We start from the raw sequence: 15,213 nt of genomic DNA, 5'->3' as shown, positions 1-15,213 counted from the left end.
TGGGAGATATGCGATAAACCACCAGCGTCAATGAAATTCGAACGGCGATCCGGGAGCTCTCGGCCCGCGCCGACCTTGCGCACAAGGAAGGCCGGGACGACGACGCCGCCGAGATCGAGCAGCGGATAGCGGGCTTCCGGGCGGAGCTCGGCCGCCGCCCGTAGCGGTGTTCAGGCGCCGAGGCGCCGAAACACGCTGCGATGGAACACGATCGGCGCGACGTCGGCGTCGATGGTGACTTCGTTGACCCGGAGCACCACGATGGTGTGATCCCCGGCCGGGATCAGCTGTTCGATCGCGCTCTCCAGCCACAGGCCGGTGCCCTTGATGAACACCGCGCCGCTCTCCCGCGATTCCGTCTCCAGGCCGGCGAACCGGTCGCCGGTCTTGGCGGCCAGCGTTCGCGCGGCCTCGTCATGGGCCTCGCCGAGCACGCTGATGCCCAGCATGGGCAGGTCTTTGAGCTTGGGCCACGTCGTCGACGTGTTCTGCACGCAGAACGACACGAGCGGCGGGTCCAGTGAGACGGGCACAAAGGTACTGGCCGCCAGGCCCTCCCGGGTGCCCTGGACTTCGGCGGCGATGGCCACCACCCCCGAGGGGAAGTGGCCGAAGGCCTCGCGAAGTGTGGACGGTGTCAGGTTCGTGTGCGAGTTCACCGGAATTCATTCGCCCCTTGAGCCGAGAACGGGATTCTCGTCCCCGACCCTACCTGCCGAATACCCGTGCGCTGAAGCCACATCGGGGTGCGCGCGCAACCGGCTCTTCCAAGCGTTGCGGCCGTAGACGGAGAAGATGGGATCCGCCGGGTCGGCCACGCGGCCGGCGCGCGCCCGCAGTTCCGGGGGCAGCGTCAACACGGGGATCTGCGCGTCCAGGCGCGGGTTGAAGAAGTACGGCACCGAGATGCGATCCGCCCGCTGCCCGTCCAGGGTCACCCGGTGCTCGGTGGCCCGCAGGTAGCCCCCGGTCGCCACCTCGAGCAGCTCACCGATGTTGACGACGAATGCGCCGTCGGTGGGCGGCACGTCGATCCACTCCCGGGCGCCGGGCCGGCGGACCTGCAGACCGCTGCTGCCCGGCTCGGCCAGCAACAGCGTCAGCACTCCGGAGTCCTTGTGCGGGCCCACGCCCTGCGGCGAGGCCCCGCTTCGCGGATAGCGCACGATCTTGATCAGGGTGGCGGGCGTCTCGGCGAAGGCCGGCTCGAACACGCCCGGCGGACTGCCCAGGGAGGCCGCCCAGTGCCGGAGCAGGGTGCGGGCCACCCCGGACAGCGCGGCGTCCCAGTCGGCGATGATGCCGGGCAGCTCGGGCAATGACGCCGGCCACTGGTTGGGCCCCTGCAACCACAGGTAGTCGGGCCTGCCGGGGCCGCCGACCGGGGCGCGTTCCGGCCCGATGTCGATCTGCTCCCGCCAGTCCACCCGGCCGCGGGTCAGCTCGCCACCCAGCTGGGTATAGCCGCGGAAATGCGGGCTACGGACCATGGCGACTGCGTCCTTCTCGGCGTCGGAGAGCTCGAACAGCCTGCGTGCCGCCTCCAGCAGCCTGCGGGAGAGCTCGCCGGGCACACCGTGGCCGGTCAGGTAGAAGAAGCCCACCTCGTGCGCGGCCTCGCGCAACCCCCGCCGCAATTCGGCCGCCGACGTGCGCAGATCCACTACGGGCAGGGAGGTGATGCATCCCATAGTTTGAGATCCGTTTCGTTATCGCCGCAGGTCAGGCCTACCGCGCGGGCTTCCCAACCGGTTGGTTAATTAGACGATGAAATTTAGCTCACATTGACTTGCGTTGAACTGTCCGAGAGCGATATTTTAGCGGTGTTACTGGTGGGTAACTTAGAAGTAGTACCCAACCACAAGGTGGCATTCTCAACGAGGAGGAACCGTAGTGAGCCACTACAAGAGCAACGTCCGTGACCAGGTCTTCAACCTGTTCGAGGTCCTGGGCGTTGAAAAGGCTTTGGGCGCCGGCGACTACAGCGATCTGGACGTCGACACCGCGCGCGAGATGTTGTCAGAGATCAGCCGGCTGGCCGAGGGGCCCATCGCCGAGTCGTTCGTCGAGGGTGACCGCAACCCGCCGGTCTTCGACCCGAAGACCCACTCGGTGACGCTGCCGGAGTCCTTCAAGAAGTCGGTGCGCGCGGTCACCGAGGCCGGTTGGGACAAGGTCGGCATCGACGAGGTTCTGGGCGGGATGCCGATGCCCCGGGCCCTGGTGTGGGCGCTGCACGAGCATCTGCTCGGCGCCAACCCCGCCGTCTGGATGTACGGCGGCGGCGCCGGGTTCGCCAACATCCTCTACCACCTCGGTACCGAGGAGCAGAAGAAGTGGGCCGTGATCTGCGCCGAGCGCGGATGGGGTTCCACCATGGTGCTGACCGAGCCGGACGCCGGTTCCGACGTCGGTGCGGGCCGCACCAAGGCGATCAAGCAGGACGACGGCTCGTGGCACATCGAGGGCGTGAAGCGGTTCATCACCTCGGCCGACTCCGGCGACCTGTTCGAGAACATCTTCCACCTGGTGCTGGCGCGTCCCGAGGGCGCGGGTCCGGGCACCAAGGGCCTGTCGCTGTTCTTCGTGCCCAAGTTCCTGTTCGATTTCGAGACCGGCGAGCTGGGCGAGCGCAACGGCGTCTTCGTGACCAACGTCGAGCACAAGATGGGCCTGAAGGTTTCGGCCACCTGTGAGCTGTCCTTCGGCCAGCACGACGTGCCCGCCAAGGGCTGGCTGGTCGGCGAGGTGCACAACGGCATCGCGCAGATGTTCGAGGTCATCGAGCAGGCCCGGATGATGGTCGGCACCAAGGCCATCGCCACCCTGTCGACGGGCTACCTGAACGCGCTCGAGTACGCCAAGTCGCGCGTGCAGGGCGCCGACATGACCCAGATGACGGACAAGACCGCCCCGCGGGTGACCATCACGCACCACCCCGACGTACGCCGGTCGCTGATGACCCAGAAGGCCTACGCCGAGGGTCTGCGTGCGCTGTACCTCTACACCGCGACCTACCAGGACGCGGCGGTCGCCGAGGCGGTGCACGGCGTCGACGCCGAGCTGGCCGTGAAGGTCAACGACCTGATGCTGCCGGTGGTCAAGGGTGTCGGTTCCGAGCAGGCCTACGCCAAGCTGACCGAGAGCCTGCAGACCTTCGGTGGATCCGGCTTCCTGCAGGACTACCCGATCGAGCAGTACATCAGGGACGCCAAGATCGACTCCCTCTACGAGGGCACCACGGCCATCCAGGCGCAGGACTTCTTCTTCCGCAAGATCGTCCGCGACAAGGGTGTGGCGCTGGCCCACGTGTCGGGTGAGATCCAGAAGTTCGTGGACAGCGAGTCCGGCAACGGCCGGCTGAAGTCCGAGCGCGAGCTGCTGGCGAAGGCCCTGGCCGACGTCCAGGCGATGGCGGCCACGCTGACCGGCTACCTGATGGCGGCGCAGGAGGACGTGACCAGCCTCTACAAGGTGGGCCTGGGATCGGTGCGCTTCCTGATGAGTGTCGGCGACCTCGTCATCGGCTGGTTGCTGCAGCAGCAGGCCGCGGTGGCCGTGCAGGCGCTGGACGCCGGCGCCAGCGGCGACGAGCGGTCCTTCTACGAGGGCAAGGTCGCGGTGGCCTCGTTCTTCGCGAAGAACTTCCTGCCGCTGCTGGCCAGCACCCGCGAGGTGATCGAGACGCTGGACAACGACATCATGGAGCTCGACGAAGCCGCCTTCTGACAGGCAGATCAAAAGCCCCGCTTCCGAAATGGGAGCGGGGCTTTTGATTGGGCGCGGTCAATCGGGCACAGACGGGCATACAAAAAGGCCGCCGCTGGATCCCCTCACTCCAGCGGCGGCCCTTCTCGTACGCCCGTCCACGCCGACCGGCGGCCGTTTCAGGGATGCCCCGTATTGCCGTCGGGGTCGGGGGGTCAGACCACAACACGGGGTCATCCGCGCATACGGTTACCCAGCCGCCGGAGTTACTAACCCGCTGTGACCGATTTCATGGAACCGCCCACCCGGCGGGGCGCTCAGGCCTCGAGGATCGCGGCCACGCCCTGGCCGCCGGCGGCGCAGATGGACACCAGCGCACGCAGCGGCTTGGCCGCACCCTTCTGCTCCGCCTTCTTCTGGGCGAGCTGCTTGGCCGCCTGGGCCAGGATCCGCCCGCCGGTGGCGGCGAAGGGGTGCCCGGCCGCCAACGACGAGCCGTTCACGTTGAGCTTGGACCGGTCGATCGAGCCGAGCGCGGCGTCGAGGCCCAGCCGCTCCTTGCAGTAGTCCTCCGACTCCCACGCCTGCAGGTGCGCCAGCACCACCGAGGCGAACGCCTCGTGGATCTCGTAGAAGTCGAAGTCCTGCAGGCTCAGGCCGTTGCGGGCCAGCAGCCGCGGCACCGCGTAGGTGGGCGCCATCAGCAGGCCGTCGCGGCCGTTGACGTAGTCCACGGCCGCCGTTTCCGCGTCCACCAGGAAGGCGAGCGGCGTCAGCGAGTGGGCGGCCGCCCACTCCTCGGAGGCCAGCAGCGCGACCGAGGCACCGTCGGTCAGCGGGGTGGAGTTGCCGGCCGTCATCGTCGCGTCGCCTGACTTCACGCCGAACACCGGCTTGAGCTTCGCCAGCTTCTCCGCCGACGAGTCCGGACGCAGGTTGTCGTCGCGGTACAGCCCGAGGAACGGGGTGACGAGGTCGTCGAAAAAGCCGCGATCGTAGGCGGCGGCCATGTTGCGGTGGCTGGCCGCGGCCAGCTCGTCCTGGTCGACGCGCTTGATGCCCATCTGCTTGGCGGTGATCGCCTGGTGCTCGCCCATGGACAGCCCGGTGCGCGGCTCGCTGTTGACAGGGATCTGGATGCCCAGGTTGGCGGGCAGCGTGCCCACCAGCCTCAGCCGCTGGACGTTGGACTTGGACCGGCGCAACTTGAGCAGCGTGCGGCGCAGGTTGTCACCCAGGGCGATCGGCGGGTCCGAGGTGGTGTCCACCCCGCCGGCGGCGGCGACGTCGTAACGGCCGGACGCGATGCCGTCGGCCGCGGCGATGGCCGCCTGCAGCCCGGTCCCGCACGCCTGCTGCAGGTCGAACGCCGGCGTGTACGACGACAGCTCGGAGCCCAGCACGCACTCGCGGGTGAGGTTGAAGTCACGGCTGTGCTTGAGCACGGCGCCGCCGACCACCACGCCCAGCCGCTCGCCGGCCAGGCCGAAGCGGTCCACCAGCCCGCCCAGGGCGGCGGTGAACATGTCCTGGTTGGACGCCTCGGCATACGCGCCGTCGGACCGGGCGAACGGGATGCGGTTGCCGCCCAGCACGGCGACGGGTCGCCGCTGCGAAATGCGCTGGTTGCTTGCCTCGGAACTTGCAGGGGCCACTGTCTTCTCCGTGTATCTGCCGTCTGTCGGTTTTGGTATGCCCGTCTGGGGCCATACTACCCACTGTTCTTACTCTGAAGTAAGTTCGTCCCCGATACGGTTGTGCTGTAGGCACACCCCGACTTCGCACGCTCATGGAAGGTAGCTCCGGTGGCTCCCAAGGTCTCGTCCGATCTGTTCTCTCAGGTTGTCAATTCCGGTCCTGGATCGTTTCTCGCCAAGCAGCTCGGGGTTCCGCAGCCCGAGACGCTGCGCCGCTACCGGCCCGGTGATCCGCCCCTGGCCGGCGCGCTGCTGATCGGCGGTGAGGGGCGGATCGTCGAGCCGCTGCGCGCCGCCCTGGACAAGGACTACGACCTGGTCGGCAACAATCTCGGCGGACGCTGGGCCGACCAGTTCGGCGGCCTGGTGTTCGACGCCACCGGGATCACCACGCCGGAGGGCCTTCGGGGGCTGTACGAGTTCTTCACGCCGCTGCTGCGCAACCTGGGCCACTCCGCGCGGGTCGCGGTGGTCGGCACCACGCCCGACGCCGCCGCCAGCCCGCACGAGCGGATCGCGCAGCGCGCGTTGGAGGGGTTCACGCGCTCGCTGGGCAAGGAGCTGCGCAACGGCACCACGGTGGCGCTGGTGTATGTGTCGCCCGACGCCAAACCGGCTGCGACGGGCCTGGAATCGACCATGCGGTTCATCCTGTCGGCCAAGTCGGCCTACGTCGACGGCCAGGTGTTCTACGTCGGCGAGGCCGACTCCACCCCGCCGGCCGACTGGGAGCGGCCGCTGGACGGCAAGGTGGCCATCGTGACCGGCGCGGCCCGCGGGATCGGCGCGACGATCGCGGAGGTGTTCGCCCGCGACGGCGCCCGCGTCGTCGCCATCGACGTCGAATCGGCCGCCGAGGCGCTGGCCGAGACGGCCAGCCGGGTCGGGGGCACCGCGCTGTGGCTCGACGTCACCGCGGACGACGCCGTGGACAAGATCACCGAGCACCTGCAAGAGCACCACGACGGGCACGCCGACGTGCTGGTCAACAACGCGGGCATCACCCGCGACAAGTTGCTTGCCAACATGGACGACGCCCGCTGGGACGCGGTGCTGGCCGTCAATCTCCTTGCGCCGCTTCGGATTACCGAAGGACTGGTGGGCAACGGCACCATCGGCGAAGGGGGCCGGATCGTCGGGCTGTCCTCGATGGCCGGCATCGCCGGCAACCGCGGGCAGACCAACTACGCCACCACCAAGGCCGGGATGATCGGTCTCACCCAGGCGCTGGCGCCGGAGCTGTACGCCAAGGGCATCACGATCAACGCCGTCGCGCCGGGTTTCATCGAGACCCAGATGACGGCCGCCATCCCGCTGGCCACCCGCGAGGTAGGCCGGCGGATGAATTCGCTGCTGCAGGGTGGCCAGCCCGTCGACGTCGCCGAGGCCATCGCCTACTTCGCCAGTCCGGCCTCGAATGCGGTGACGGGCAACGTCATCCGCGTCTGCGGCCAGGCCATGCTGGGCGCATAGGCCTGAGGAGATCGCGATGAATCAGCCAAGCGGCCTGAAGAACATGCTGCGCGCGGCGGCCGGTGCGCTGCCGCTGGTGTCCCGTGGCAATCAGCTGCCCACGCGCACGGTGACCATCGAGGAATTGCCCATCGACCAGGCGAACGTGGCCGAGTACGCGGCGGTCACCGGCCTGCGCTACGGCAACGACGTGCCGCTGACCTATCCGTTCGCGTTGACGTTCCCCACGATGATGTCGCTGGTGACCGGGTTCGACTTTCCTTTCGCCGCAATGGGTTCGGTGCACATGGAGAACCACATCACGCAGTACCGGCCGATCGCGGTCACCGACACCGTCGGTGTGCAGGTGCACGCGGAGAACCTGCGCGAGCACCGCAAGGGCCTGCTGGTCGACCTGGTGACCGACGTGAACGTCGGCAACGACACCGCGTGGCATCAGGTGACGACCTTCCTGCACCAGCAGCGCACCAGCCTGTCCGACGAGCCCAAGCCGGCGCCGCAGAAACAGCCCAAGCTGCCGCCGCCCAGCACCGTCGTGCGCGTCAGCCCCAGCCTGATCCGGCGCTATGCCGCGGTCAGTGGCGACCACAACCCGATCCACACCAACCCGATCGCGGCCAAGCTGTTCGGCTTCCCCACCGTCATTGCGCACGGAATGTTCAGCGCCGCAGCAGTATTGGCTAACGTCGAAGCGCGGCTGCCGGACGCGGTGAAGTATTCCGTGCGGTTCGGCAAGCCGCTGGTACTGCCGGCCACCGCGGGGCTCTACATCGACGAAACCCATGACGGCTGGGACATCTCGCTGCGCAACATCGCCAAGGGCTATCCGCACCTGACCGGGACGGTCCGGGCGCTCTAGTTCCAGCGGTTCTAGCCCGAATGCGTCGGGCCGCGGCCGTTGGCAAGGACTTTCAGCCCGTGCGCCCCGGTCGCGGTCAGCAGGAACAGAAGAAACAGCCACAGCGGCGGCCGGGCGAGCTCCCAGACGAAGATCGCCGCCCAGATCGGTGAGCCCTGCGTCACCGCGAGCACACCGGCGGCGCCGGCCAGCGATACCGCCGGCACGTGCAAGTGCGTCCCGACCGCCCAGTTGATCGCGAGCACCAGCGCAGCCCCCGCGGCCGCGCCGGTGGCCAGTGACGGCGTCAGCATCCCGCCGGCCCCGCCGGCGCGCAGGAACAGCGCGGTCAGCAGGGGTTTCAACGCGAGGATCGCGAGCGCCGACAACAGCGTCATGCCGCTGGCCAGGCTGACCGTCAGGATGCTTCGGCCGTTGCCGGGCAGTTCGGGCCACCAGTGCGAGCAGATGCCCATCACCAGCCCGGCGGCCGCGAGCGCGGGGACCAGCACCCAGTTTCGCATCGGCTTGGCCGGCCGGGCCGCCGCCATCAACCGGTTGAACGCCAGCCCCACCGCGAGCGCGACCGGCGCCAGCAGCAGCCCGTGCGCGGTCAGCAGGTAGGTGGACTCTCCGATCGGCCACTGCAGGTTCGGTTCGTCGCGGGTGATGGCCGAACCGACGGCGACCGCCAGGCTGGAGGAGATGAACGCCGCGCCCACCGCCCGCGGCTGCCAGGTGTTGAGCAGGATCCGCACCGAGAACAGCGCACCCGCCAGCGGAACGGCGTAGACCGCGCCCAGCCCGGCGCCGGCCGCGCAGGCCAGCAGCACCTCGCGGTCGCGCGGCGACAGCCGCCTGAGCCAGGCGGTCCCGAAATCACCGAGGGCCGCGGCGAATTGGCGCGGGGCCCCTTCCCGGCCCAGCGACGCGCCCGACCCGACGAGCAGCACCTGCAGCATGGCGTCCAGGCTCCACGCCAGCCGCGGTATCCGCTCTCGGCTCGAGATGGTCTCGGCCATGGGCGGAACGTCGGTCCGGCTCCGCAGGAGCCACCAGCCGATCGCCGCCAGCGCGCCGCCGATCATCGGTCCCACGGCCCGGCGCACCGGGCTGCTGGCCGCGACCCCGGCGAGCAGCGCCCCGAAGGAGTAGTTGTACGTGACGTGCTGGACGAAGCGCAGCACGAACGTCGTCGCCAGCCCGGCCACGCCGGCCAGCAGTCCGACGATGATTACGGCGCAGAAGAAGTCGACGTTGCGGCGGGCGGGCGGTCGAGCCACATCACGAATCTAGGGGTTAGCGCTTGGCGGCGCCGCTCCCGCCCTTCTTGGGCAGAGCGGCGGCCGCGGCCTCCCGCTCCCCCGGTGCGCCCCGGAGGCCGTGCCAGAACAGGTTGATCATCATCTCGGCCGCCTCGTCGGCGTCGATGTCCCCGGTGGACAGCTGGTTGGCCGTCGCCTCGCCGGCGCCCACCAGCGCGACGGCCATCATCTCGTGTTCGCGTTCGGTCCGCGGGGTGCGGCTGCCGGCCCGCACCAGCCCGGCGACGAGCTCGATGATCTGTTCACGCCCCTCGCGCACCATGTGCGCGAACGCCTGCGAGCTGGTGGCCTGGGTGTACATCACGATCCACGACGCCCGGTTGGCGTCGATGTAGCGCATGAACGCCACGATCGTGTTGCGCAGCAGGTCTTTCGGGCTTTGGCTGAAGTCGATGTCGGCGCGGACCGCGTCGATGAAGCGGCCCATTTCCCGGTTCAGGCAGGCGCCGAAAAGGTCCTCCTTGGAGCCGTAGTACAGATACAGCATCGGCTTGGAGATCTGCGCCGCGGCGGCGATCGCGTCCATGGAGGTCTCGTGGTAGCCGTTGACCGAAAACATCTGGACGGCGGCGTCGAGCATTTGTTGCTCGCGGACGGCCCGCGGTAACCGCTTGGTGCCACCCGCCATCGCTCGCCTCTCTAGCTCGTCTATCTGACTCCAGAGTAAGCAACGCGCGGTGACCGCACACGCGTTAGTGGCCGACCCGCTAGTGGCCGCACGCTGGGCTGCGGCCCTTCATCGTCGCCACCCGCCCCAGCGCGTCGTCGACCCGCTGCCCGGGCAGTTCGCCGGCGGCCACGGCCTTCTGCAGCCGGTCAAGGACCGCGGGCACCTCGTCCGTGGTGACCCACAGCGCGACGTCGGTGCCGGCCTGCAGGGTGCGCAGCACCGCCTCGGCGACGCCGTACCGGTCGGAGATGGCGCCCATGCTGGACAGGTCGTCGGTGAACACCGGGCCGTTGAACGGCGGGGCGCCATAGCCGACGCCGTCGCGCAGCAGTCGCACCGCCGCGGCGCTCAGGCTCGCCGGGTCGTCACCGGTCAGCCCGGGCACCTGCAGGTGACCCAGCATCACCGCGACCGGGGCCGCGGTCACCAGCGTCCGGTAGGGCACCAGGTCGACGCCCTGCAGCTCGCTCAACGGCGGGGTCACCACACCGCCGGTGTGCGAATCCCCCGAGCCGTGCCCGTGCCCCGGGAAGTGTTTGAGCACCGGCAAAAGCCCCGCGTCGCGCAGGCCCTGCGCATACGCCCCGGCGTAGGCCGTGACCGTGTTGGGATCGCCGCCGAACGAGCGGTCCCCGATGACGCCGTCGGTGGCGTCGGTGACATCGACCACGGGGGCGAAGTCGATGGTGATGCCCAGGTCGCGCATCTTCTTGCCGCGGTCGGCCGCCAGGGCGTGGACTTGGTCGGGGGTCATGGTCTGTGCCAGTTGGCGGGGCGACGGCGCCGAGCCGATCAGCGCCCGCAGCCGCGAGACGCGGCCGCCCTCCTCGTCGACGCTCACCGCCAACGGGAGCGGTCCGGCCTTCGCCGAGATGTCGGCCAGCGGGCCCTTGAAGATCGACAGGTCCGTCCAGCTTCCGATGAAGATGCCCCCCACGTGATAGCCGTCGACCACCGAGCGGGCGTCGTCGGCGTTCTTCACGCCCACCATCAGCAGCTGCGCCAGCTTGTCGCGGACCGGGAGCGCGGTGACGTCACCGCAGGCCGGCGGCGCGGGCGCGGCCGCCGGCTTGCTGACCGAGGTCGACGGGCCGGGTGGCCGGGCGGCGTGGTGGGCGCAGCCCGCCACCAAAGCCGACACGGACGCGAGCACGGCCCCCGCGACGGTCATGGTGCGCGAGAATGACATCGGGCCATGTTTGCACGGCGGGGTCCAGGCCTCCGGGTCTGGGGAGTGGCGAGGTTTTCTTGTTCGGCCGCGCGGGCATTCGTGGGCAGGTGCTAGCTGGGCTAGCGGGGGGCGAGATCAAGGAGCCAGCGATGACCGGTTTCACCCTGGCGGCTGCGGCCAGCATCGCGGTGGGTCTGACGGTCGGCGTCGCGACCACCCTGGGCGTCACGCTCGCCGTCGCCGACCACGGCCTGACGGCGGTGCCGGTCCGTCCGGCCGCGCTGATCCCGCTCGAGCCCCACCTGGTGCAATACGGCGACCGGTGCTTTCACGGGCACTGTCTGCCCTGACGAGCGCCGACCGGGGTTCTGCTAGGTTGGCGCTAAGCCGCCGCCACGTTTTCGAAGATGCTGTGAGGAGCCGTCGATGAACCGGATCATTGCGCCCGCCGCCGCGAGCGTGGTGGTGGGTCTGTTGCTCGGCGCGGCAGCGATCTTCGGGATCACGTTGATGGTGCAGCAGGACACGAAACCGCCACTCCCCGGGGGCGATCCGCAGTCGTCAGTGCTCAACCGGGTCGAGTACGGCAACCGTAGCTAGCGGCGCAGCCGGGCGCGGCGGGTCACCGTCGCCGAGTTCAGCGGTGCGGGCGGCGGTAGTCACCTCCTCGTCGGCCGCGCCCGTGTCGCGCCGGTGGCTATGGCTGGTCGGGGCGATCGCCCTGCTGTTGACCTTCGCCCAATCCCCGGGCCGGGTCTCCCCCGACACCAAACTCGACCTCACCGCCAACCCCCTGCGCTTCCTCGCCCGCGCCACCAACCTGTGGAACAGCGAGCTGCCGTTCGGGCAGGCGCAGAACCAGGCCTACGGGTATCTCTTCCCGCACGGCACCTTCTTCGCGATCGGCCATCTGCTCTCGGTGCCCGGGTGGGTCACCCAGCGGCTGTGGTGGGCGCTGCTGCTCACCGTCGGCTTCTGGGGGCTGTTGCGGGTCGCCGAGGCGCTCGGCATCGGCAGCCCCGCGTCGCGGGTGATCGGCGCCGCCGCGTTCGCGCTGTCGCCGCGGGTGCTGACCACCCTGGGGTCCATCTCGTCGGAAACCCTGCCGATGATGCTGGCGCCGTGGGTGCTGCTGCCGACGATCCTGGCGTTGCGCGCGTCGGGCGACCGGTCGGTGCGAGCGCTCGCCGCGCAGGCCGGTCTGGCCGTGGCGTTGATGGGCGCGGTCAACGCGATCGCCACGCTGGCCGGCTGCCTGCCCGCGGTGATCTGGTGGGCGTGCCACCGGCCCAACCGGCTGTGGTGGCGCTACACCGGGTGGTGGTTGCTGGCGCTCTTCCTGGCGATGCTGTGGTGGCTGGTGGCGCTGGTGATGCTGCGAGCCATCAGCCCACCCTTCCTGGACTTCATCGAATCCTCCGGTGTGACGACGCAGTGGTCGTCGCTCACGGAGATCCTGCGCGGCACCGACAGCTGGACCCCGTACGTGGCGCCGACCGCGACCGCCGGTGCGCCGCTGGTGACCGGGTCGGCGGCCGTCCTGGCCACCTGCCTGGTCGCGGCGGCCGGGCTTGCGGGGCTGGCGAGTCCGGCGATGCCGCCCCGCGGGCGGTTGGTGACCATGCTGGTGGCCGGGGTGGTGCTGATGGCCGCCGGCTACAGCGGCGGGCTCGGCTCGCCGGTGGCGCACGCGGTGCAGACGTTCCTGGATGCCGGCGGCGCGCCGCTGCGCAACGTGCACAAGCTGGGGTCGGTGGTCCGGATCCCGATCGTGCTGGGCGTCGCCCAGGTGTTGGGCCGGGTCCCGCTGCCCGGGTGGGGGCCCGCCTCCCGATGGCTGCGCGCGTTCGCCCATCCAGAGCGCGACAGCCGGGTGGCCGTCGCGATCGTCGTGCTGACGGCGCTGCTGGTGAGCACCTCCCTGGCGTGGACGGGCCGGCTGACCCCGCCCGGCACCTTCAGCGCGATACCCCGCTACTGGCAGGAAACCGCCGACTGGCTCGACCGGCACAACACGGGCACCCCGGTGCCCGGCCGGGTGCTGGTGGTCCCGGGGGCGCCGTTCGCCACCCAGGTGTGGGGCACCAGCCACGACGAGCCGCTGCAGGTGCTCGGCGGCAGCCCGTGGGGCGTGCGCGACTCCATCCCGCTGACGCCGCCGCAAACCATCCGGGCGCTGGATTCGGTGCAGCGCCTCTTCGCCGCCGGGCGCCCATCGGCGGGGCTGGCGGATACGCTTGCCCGCCAAGGTATTTCGTATCTGGTGTTGCGCAACGACCTGGATCCGGACACGTCGCGCTCGGCGCGGCCCATCCTGGTGCACCGCGTCGTCGACGGGTCCGCGGGCCTGCAGAAGGTGGCTCAGTTCGGCGAGCCGGTGGGCCCCGGCACCCTCGCGGGCTTCGTCGCCGACAGCGGCCTGCGGCCCAGATATCCGGCCGTCGAGGTCTACCGGGTCGCCGGCGGTTCCGGAGCGCCGTACTTCGCCGACGTCGACCGGCTGCCCCGGGTCGACGGCGGGCCGGAGGTGCTGCTGCGCCTCGACGAGCGGCGCCGGCTGCAGAATCAGCCGCCGTTGGGTCCGGTGCTGATGTCCGCCGACGCTCGCGCGGCCGACATTCCGGCGCCGACCGTGACCGTCACCGATACCCCGGTCTCCCGCGAGACCGACTACGGGCGGGTGGACCAGCATTCGTCGGCCGTCCGTGCGCCGGGCGACGCGCGGCATACCTACAACCGGGTGCCCGACTATCCCGTCCCGGGCGCGGACCCGGTCGTCGGCGCGTGGACCGGGGGCCGGATCACGGTGTCGAGCTCGTCGTCGGACTCCACGGCCATGCCCGACGTCGCGCCGGCGACCGCGCCCGTCGCCGCCATCGACGGCGACCCCGCGACCGCGTGGGTGTCCAACTCGCTGCAGGCGGCCGTCGGCCAGTGGCTGCAGGTCGATTTCGACCATCCGGTGACCAACGCGGCGCTCACCCTGACGCCGAGCGCCACCGCCGTCGGCGCCCAGGTGCGCCGCATCCTGATCGAGACGGCGACCGGTAGCACCACCCTGCGGTTCGACGAGCCCGGCAAGCCGCTCGCCTCCGCACTGCCCTACGGCGAGACGCCCTGGGTGCGGATTACCGCCGCGGGCACCGACGACGGCTCGCCGGGTGTGCAATTCGGCATCACCGACCTCTCGATCACCCAATACGACGCGTCCGGATTCGCCCACCCGGTCGAGCTGCGGCACACCGTGCGGGTCCCCGGGCCCCCGACCGGCTCGTCGATCACCGGCTGGGACCTGGGTTCGGAGCTGCTCGGCAGGCCGGGGTGCGCGACGGCGCCCGATGGCGTGCGCTGCGCGCCGTCGATGGCCCTGGCGCCCGAGGAGCCGGTCAATCTGAGCCGGACGCTGACCGTTCCGGCACCGATGTCGGTGACGCCGCTGGTGTGGGTAAGGCCGCGCCAGGGCCCCAAACTGGCCGACCTGATCGCCGAGCCGGGCACCACCCGGGCGAGGGGCGACTCCGACATGGTCGACGTCCTCGGCTCGACGTTTGCGGCGACCGACGGCGACCCGTCCACCGCGTGGACGGCGCCGCAGCGGGTGGTGCAGCACAAGACACCGCCCACGCTGACGCTTACCCTGCCCCGGCCCACCGAGGTCACCGGCCTGCGGCTGGTGCCCAGCCGCTCGGCGCTGCCCGCCCACCCGACGATGGTGGCGGTCGACCTGGGCGACGGCCCGCAGGTGCGTTCGTTGAAACCCGGTGAACCGCAGACACTTTCGCTGAACCCGCGAGTGACCGACAGCGTCACCGTGAGCCTGCTGAATTGGGAAGACGTCATCGACCGCAACGCGCTGGGCTTCGACCAGCTCAAGCCGCCGGGGCTGGCCGAGCTGTCGGCGCTCGGCGCCGACGGCAACCCGATCGCGCCCGCCGACGCCGCCCGCAACCGCGGGCGCGAGATCACGGTCGACTGCGACCACGGCCCGGTGATCGCGGTCGCGGGCCGGTTCGTGCACACATCGATCCGCACCACCGTGGGCGCGCTGCTCGGCGGCGAGCCCATCGCCGCGCGCGCGTGCGACCCCGACCCGGTCGCGCTGCCTGCGGGCCAACAGGAGCTGCTGATCAGCCCGGGCGCCCAGTTCGTCGTCGACGGCGCCGAGCTGACCTCGCGGGCGGCCGCCCCGGTCGCGCCCGCCGCCGTCGCGGTTCCGGTGTGGCGGGCGTGGGGGCCGGACCGGCGCGAGGTGCAGGCGCCGTCGTCGTCCACCTCGCGGGTGCTGGTCGTCCCCGAAAGCATCAACCCCGGCTGGGTCGCGCGCACCAGCA

12 protein-coding genes are annotated in these 15,213 nt (G+C 70.4%); 6 read left to right on the top strand and 6 right to left on the bottom strand.

Features of this window, described 5'->3' with window-relative positions; genetic code table 11:
* Positions 1–170 precede the first annotated feature (170 nt).
* Positions 171–659, bottom strand: a complete 489-nt coding sequence (locus tag A5704_RS15380) for a flavin reductase family protein (protein WP_067749742.1) — start codon at positions 657–659, stop codon at positions 171–173.
* A 6-nt stretch (positions 660–665) separates the two neighbouring features.
* Entirely contained in the window at positions 666–1,691 is a 1,026-nt protein-coding gene (locus tag A5704_RS15375) for an isopenicillin N synthase family oxygenase (protein ID WP_067749741.1), read from the bottom strand.
* A gap of 202 nt (positions 1,692–1,893) precedes the next feature.
* Here A5704_RS15375 and A5704_RS15370 point away from each other — a divergent pair, with 202 nt between their 5' ends.
* Positions 1,894–3,729 (top strand): acyl-CoA dehydrogenase, encoded by a 1,836-nt coding sequence (locus tag A5704_RS15370; RefSeq protein ID WP_067749739.1) that lies wholly within the window; start codon positions 1,894–1,896, stop codon positions 3,727–3,729.
* A gap of 296 nt (positions 3,730–4,025) precedes the next feature.
* On the opposite strand, the gene A5704_RS15365 is transcribed toward A5704_RS15370, so the two are convergent.
* A complete protein-coding gene (locus A5704_RS15365) occupies positions 4,026–5,327 on the bottom strand; it encodes an acetyl-CoA C-acetyltransferase (protein ID WP_197498897.1) in 1,302 nt (433 codons plus the stop codon).
* A gap of 186 nt (positions 5,328–5,513) precedes the next feature.
* Between A5704_RS15365 and A5704_RS15360 the strand changes: the two genes are divergently transcribed.
* Both A5704_RS15360 and A5704_RS15355 read left to right on the top strand, forming a co-directional pair.
* Positions 5,514–6,878, top strand: a complete 1,365-nt coding sequence (locus A5704_RS15360; RefSeq protein WP_067747413.1) for a 3-oxoacyl-ACP reductase — start codon at positions 5,514–5,516, stop codon at positions 6,876–6,878.
* A gap of 16 nt (positions 6,879–6,894) precedes the next feature.
* Positions 6,895–7,737: a MaoC/PaaZ C-terminal domain-containing protein gene (locus A5704_RS15355; protein WP_067747411.1), complete on the top strand. Its 843-nt coding sequence runs from the start codon at positions 6,895–6,897 to the stop codon at positions 7,735–7,737.
* Between the two features lie 11 nt (positions 7,738–7,748).
* On the opposite strand, the gene A5704_RS15350 is transcribed toward A5704_RS15355, so the two are convergent.
* From A5704_RS15350 to A5704_RS15340, 3 genes are all read right to left on the bottom strand, one after another.
* Positions 7,749–8,999, bottom strand: coding sequence for a chloride channel protein (locus tag A5704_RS15350; RefSeq protein ID WP_067889750.1), 1,251 nt, complete (start codon positions 8,997–8,999; stop codon positions 7,749–7,751).
* A 16-nt stretch (positions 9,000–9,015) separates the two neighbouring features.
* The gene (locus A5704_RS15345) at positions 9,016–9,669 is read right to left on the bottom strand and encodes a TetR/AcrR family transcriptional regulator (RefSeq protein WP_067751506.1); all 654 of its coding nucleotides are present in this window, start codon (positions 9,667–9,669) and stop codon (positions 9,016–9,018) included.
* Between the two features lie 79 nt (positions 9,670–9,748).
* Positions 9,749–10,900, bottom strand: coding sequence for a glycoside hydrolase family 3 N-terminal domain-containing protein (locus A5704_RS15340; protein ID WP_067779145.1), 1,152 nt, complete (start codon positions 10,898–10,900; stop codon positions 9,749–9,751).
* 131 nt (positions 10,901–11,031) lie between these two features.
* Here A5704_RS15340 and A5704_RS15335 point away from each other — a divergent pair, with 131 nt between their 5' ends.
* The 3 genes from A5704_RS15335 to A5704_RS15325 all read left to right on the top strand — a co-directional run.
* Positions 11,032–11,232, top strand: a complete 201-nt coding sequence (locus tag A5704_RS15335; RefSeq protein ID WP_067779142.1) for a DUF2613 domain-containing protein — start codon at positions 11,032–11,034, stop codon at positions 11,230–11,232.
* A 76-nt stretch (positions 11,233–11,308) separates the two neighbouring features.
* Positions 11,309–11,482, top strand: a complete 174-nt coding sequence (locus A5704_RS15330; RefSeq protein ID WP_065443914.1) for a DUF2613 domain-containing protein — start codon at positions 11,309–11,311, stop codon at positions 11,480–11,482.
* A 43-nt stretch (positions 11,483–11,525) separates the two neighbouring features.
* The coding region (locus A5704_RS15325) for an alpha-(1->3)-arabinofuranosyltransferase (RefSeq protein ID WP_197508495.1) at positions 11,526–15,213 on the top strand (3,688 nt) is incomplete at its 3' end.

Origin of the sequence: Mycobacterium sp. E735, from assembly GCF_001666955.1 — a bacterium.
Classification (GTDB): Bacteria; Actinomycetota; Actinomycetes; order Mycobacteriales; family Mycobacteriaceae; genus Mycobacterium.
This window is presented reverse-complemented; position numbering and strand designations above follow the sequence as displayed.

Excerpts from the sequence above, each read along its gene's own strand:
- A5704_RS15375 (WP_067749741.1), bottom strand. The coding sequence starts at position 1,691 with ATGGGATGCATCACCTCCCTGCCCGTAGTGGATCTGCGCACGTCGGCG.
- A5704_RS15355 (WP_067747411.1), top strand. The coding sequence starts at position 6,895 with ATGAATCAGCCAAGCGGCCTGAAGAACATGCTGCGCGCGGCGGCCGGT.
- A5704_RS15345 (WP_067751506.1), bottom strand. The coding sequence starts at position 9,669 with ATGGCGGGTGGCACCAAGCGGTTACCGCGGGCCGTCCGCGAGCAACAA.
- A5704_RS15340 (WP_067779145.1), bottom strand. The coding sequence starts at position 10,900 with ATGTCATTCTCGCGCACCATGACCGTCGCGGGGGCCGTGCTCGCGTCC.
- A5704_RS15335 (WP_067779142.1), top strand. The coding sequence starts at position 11,032 with ATGACCGGTTTCACCCTGGCGGCTGCGGCCAGCATCGCGGTGGGTCTG.
- A5704_RS15330 (WP_065443914.1), top strand. The coding sequence starts at position 11,309 with ATGAACCGGATCATTGCGCCCGCCGCCGCGAGCGTGGTGGTGGGTCTG.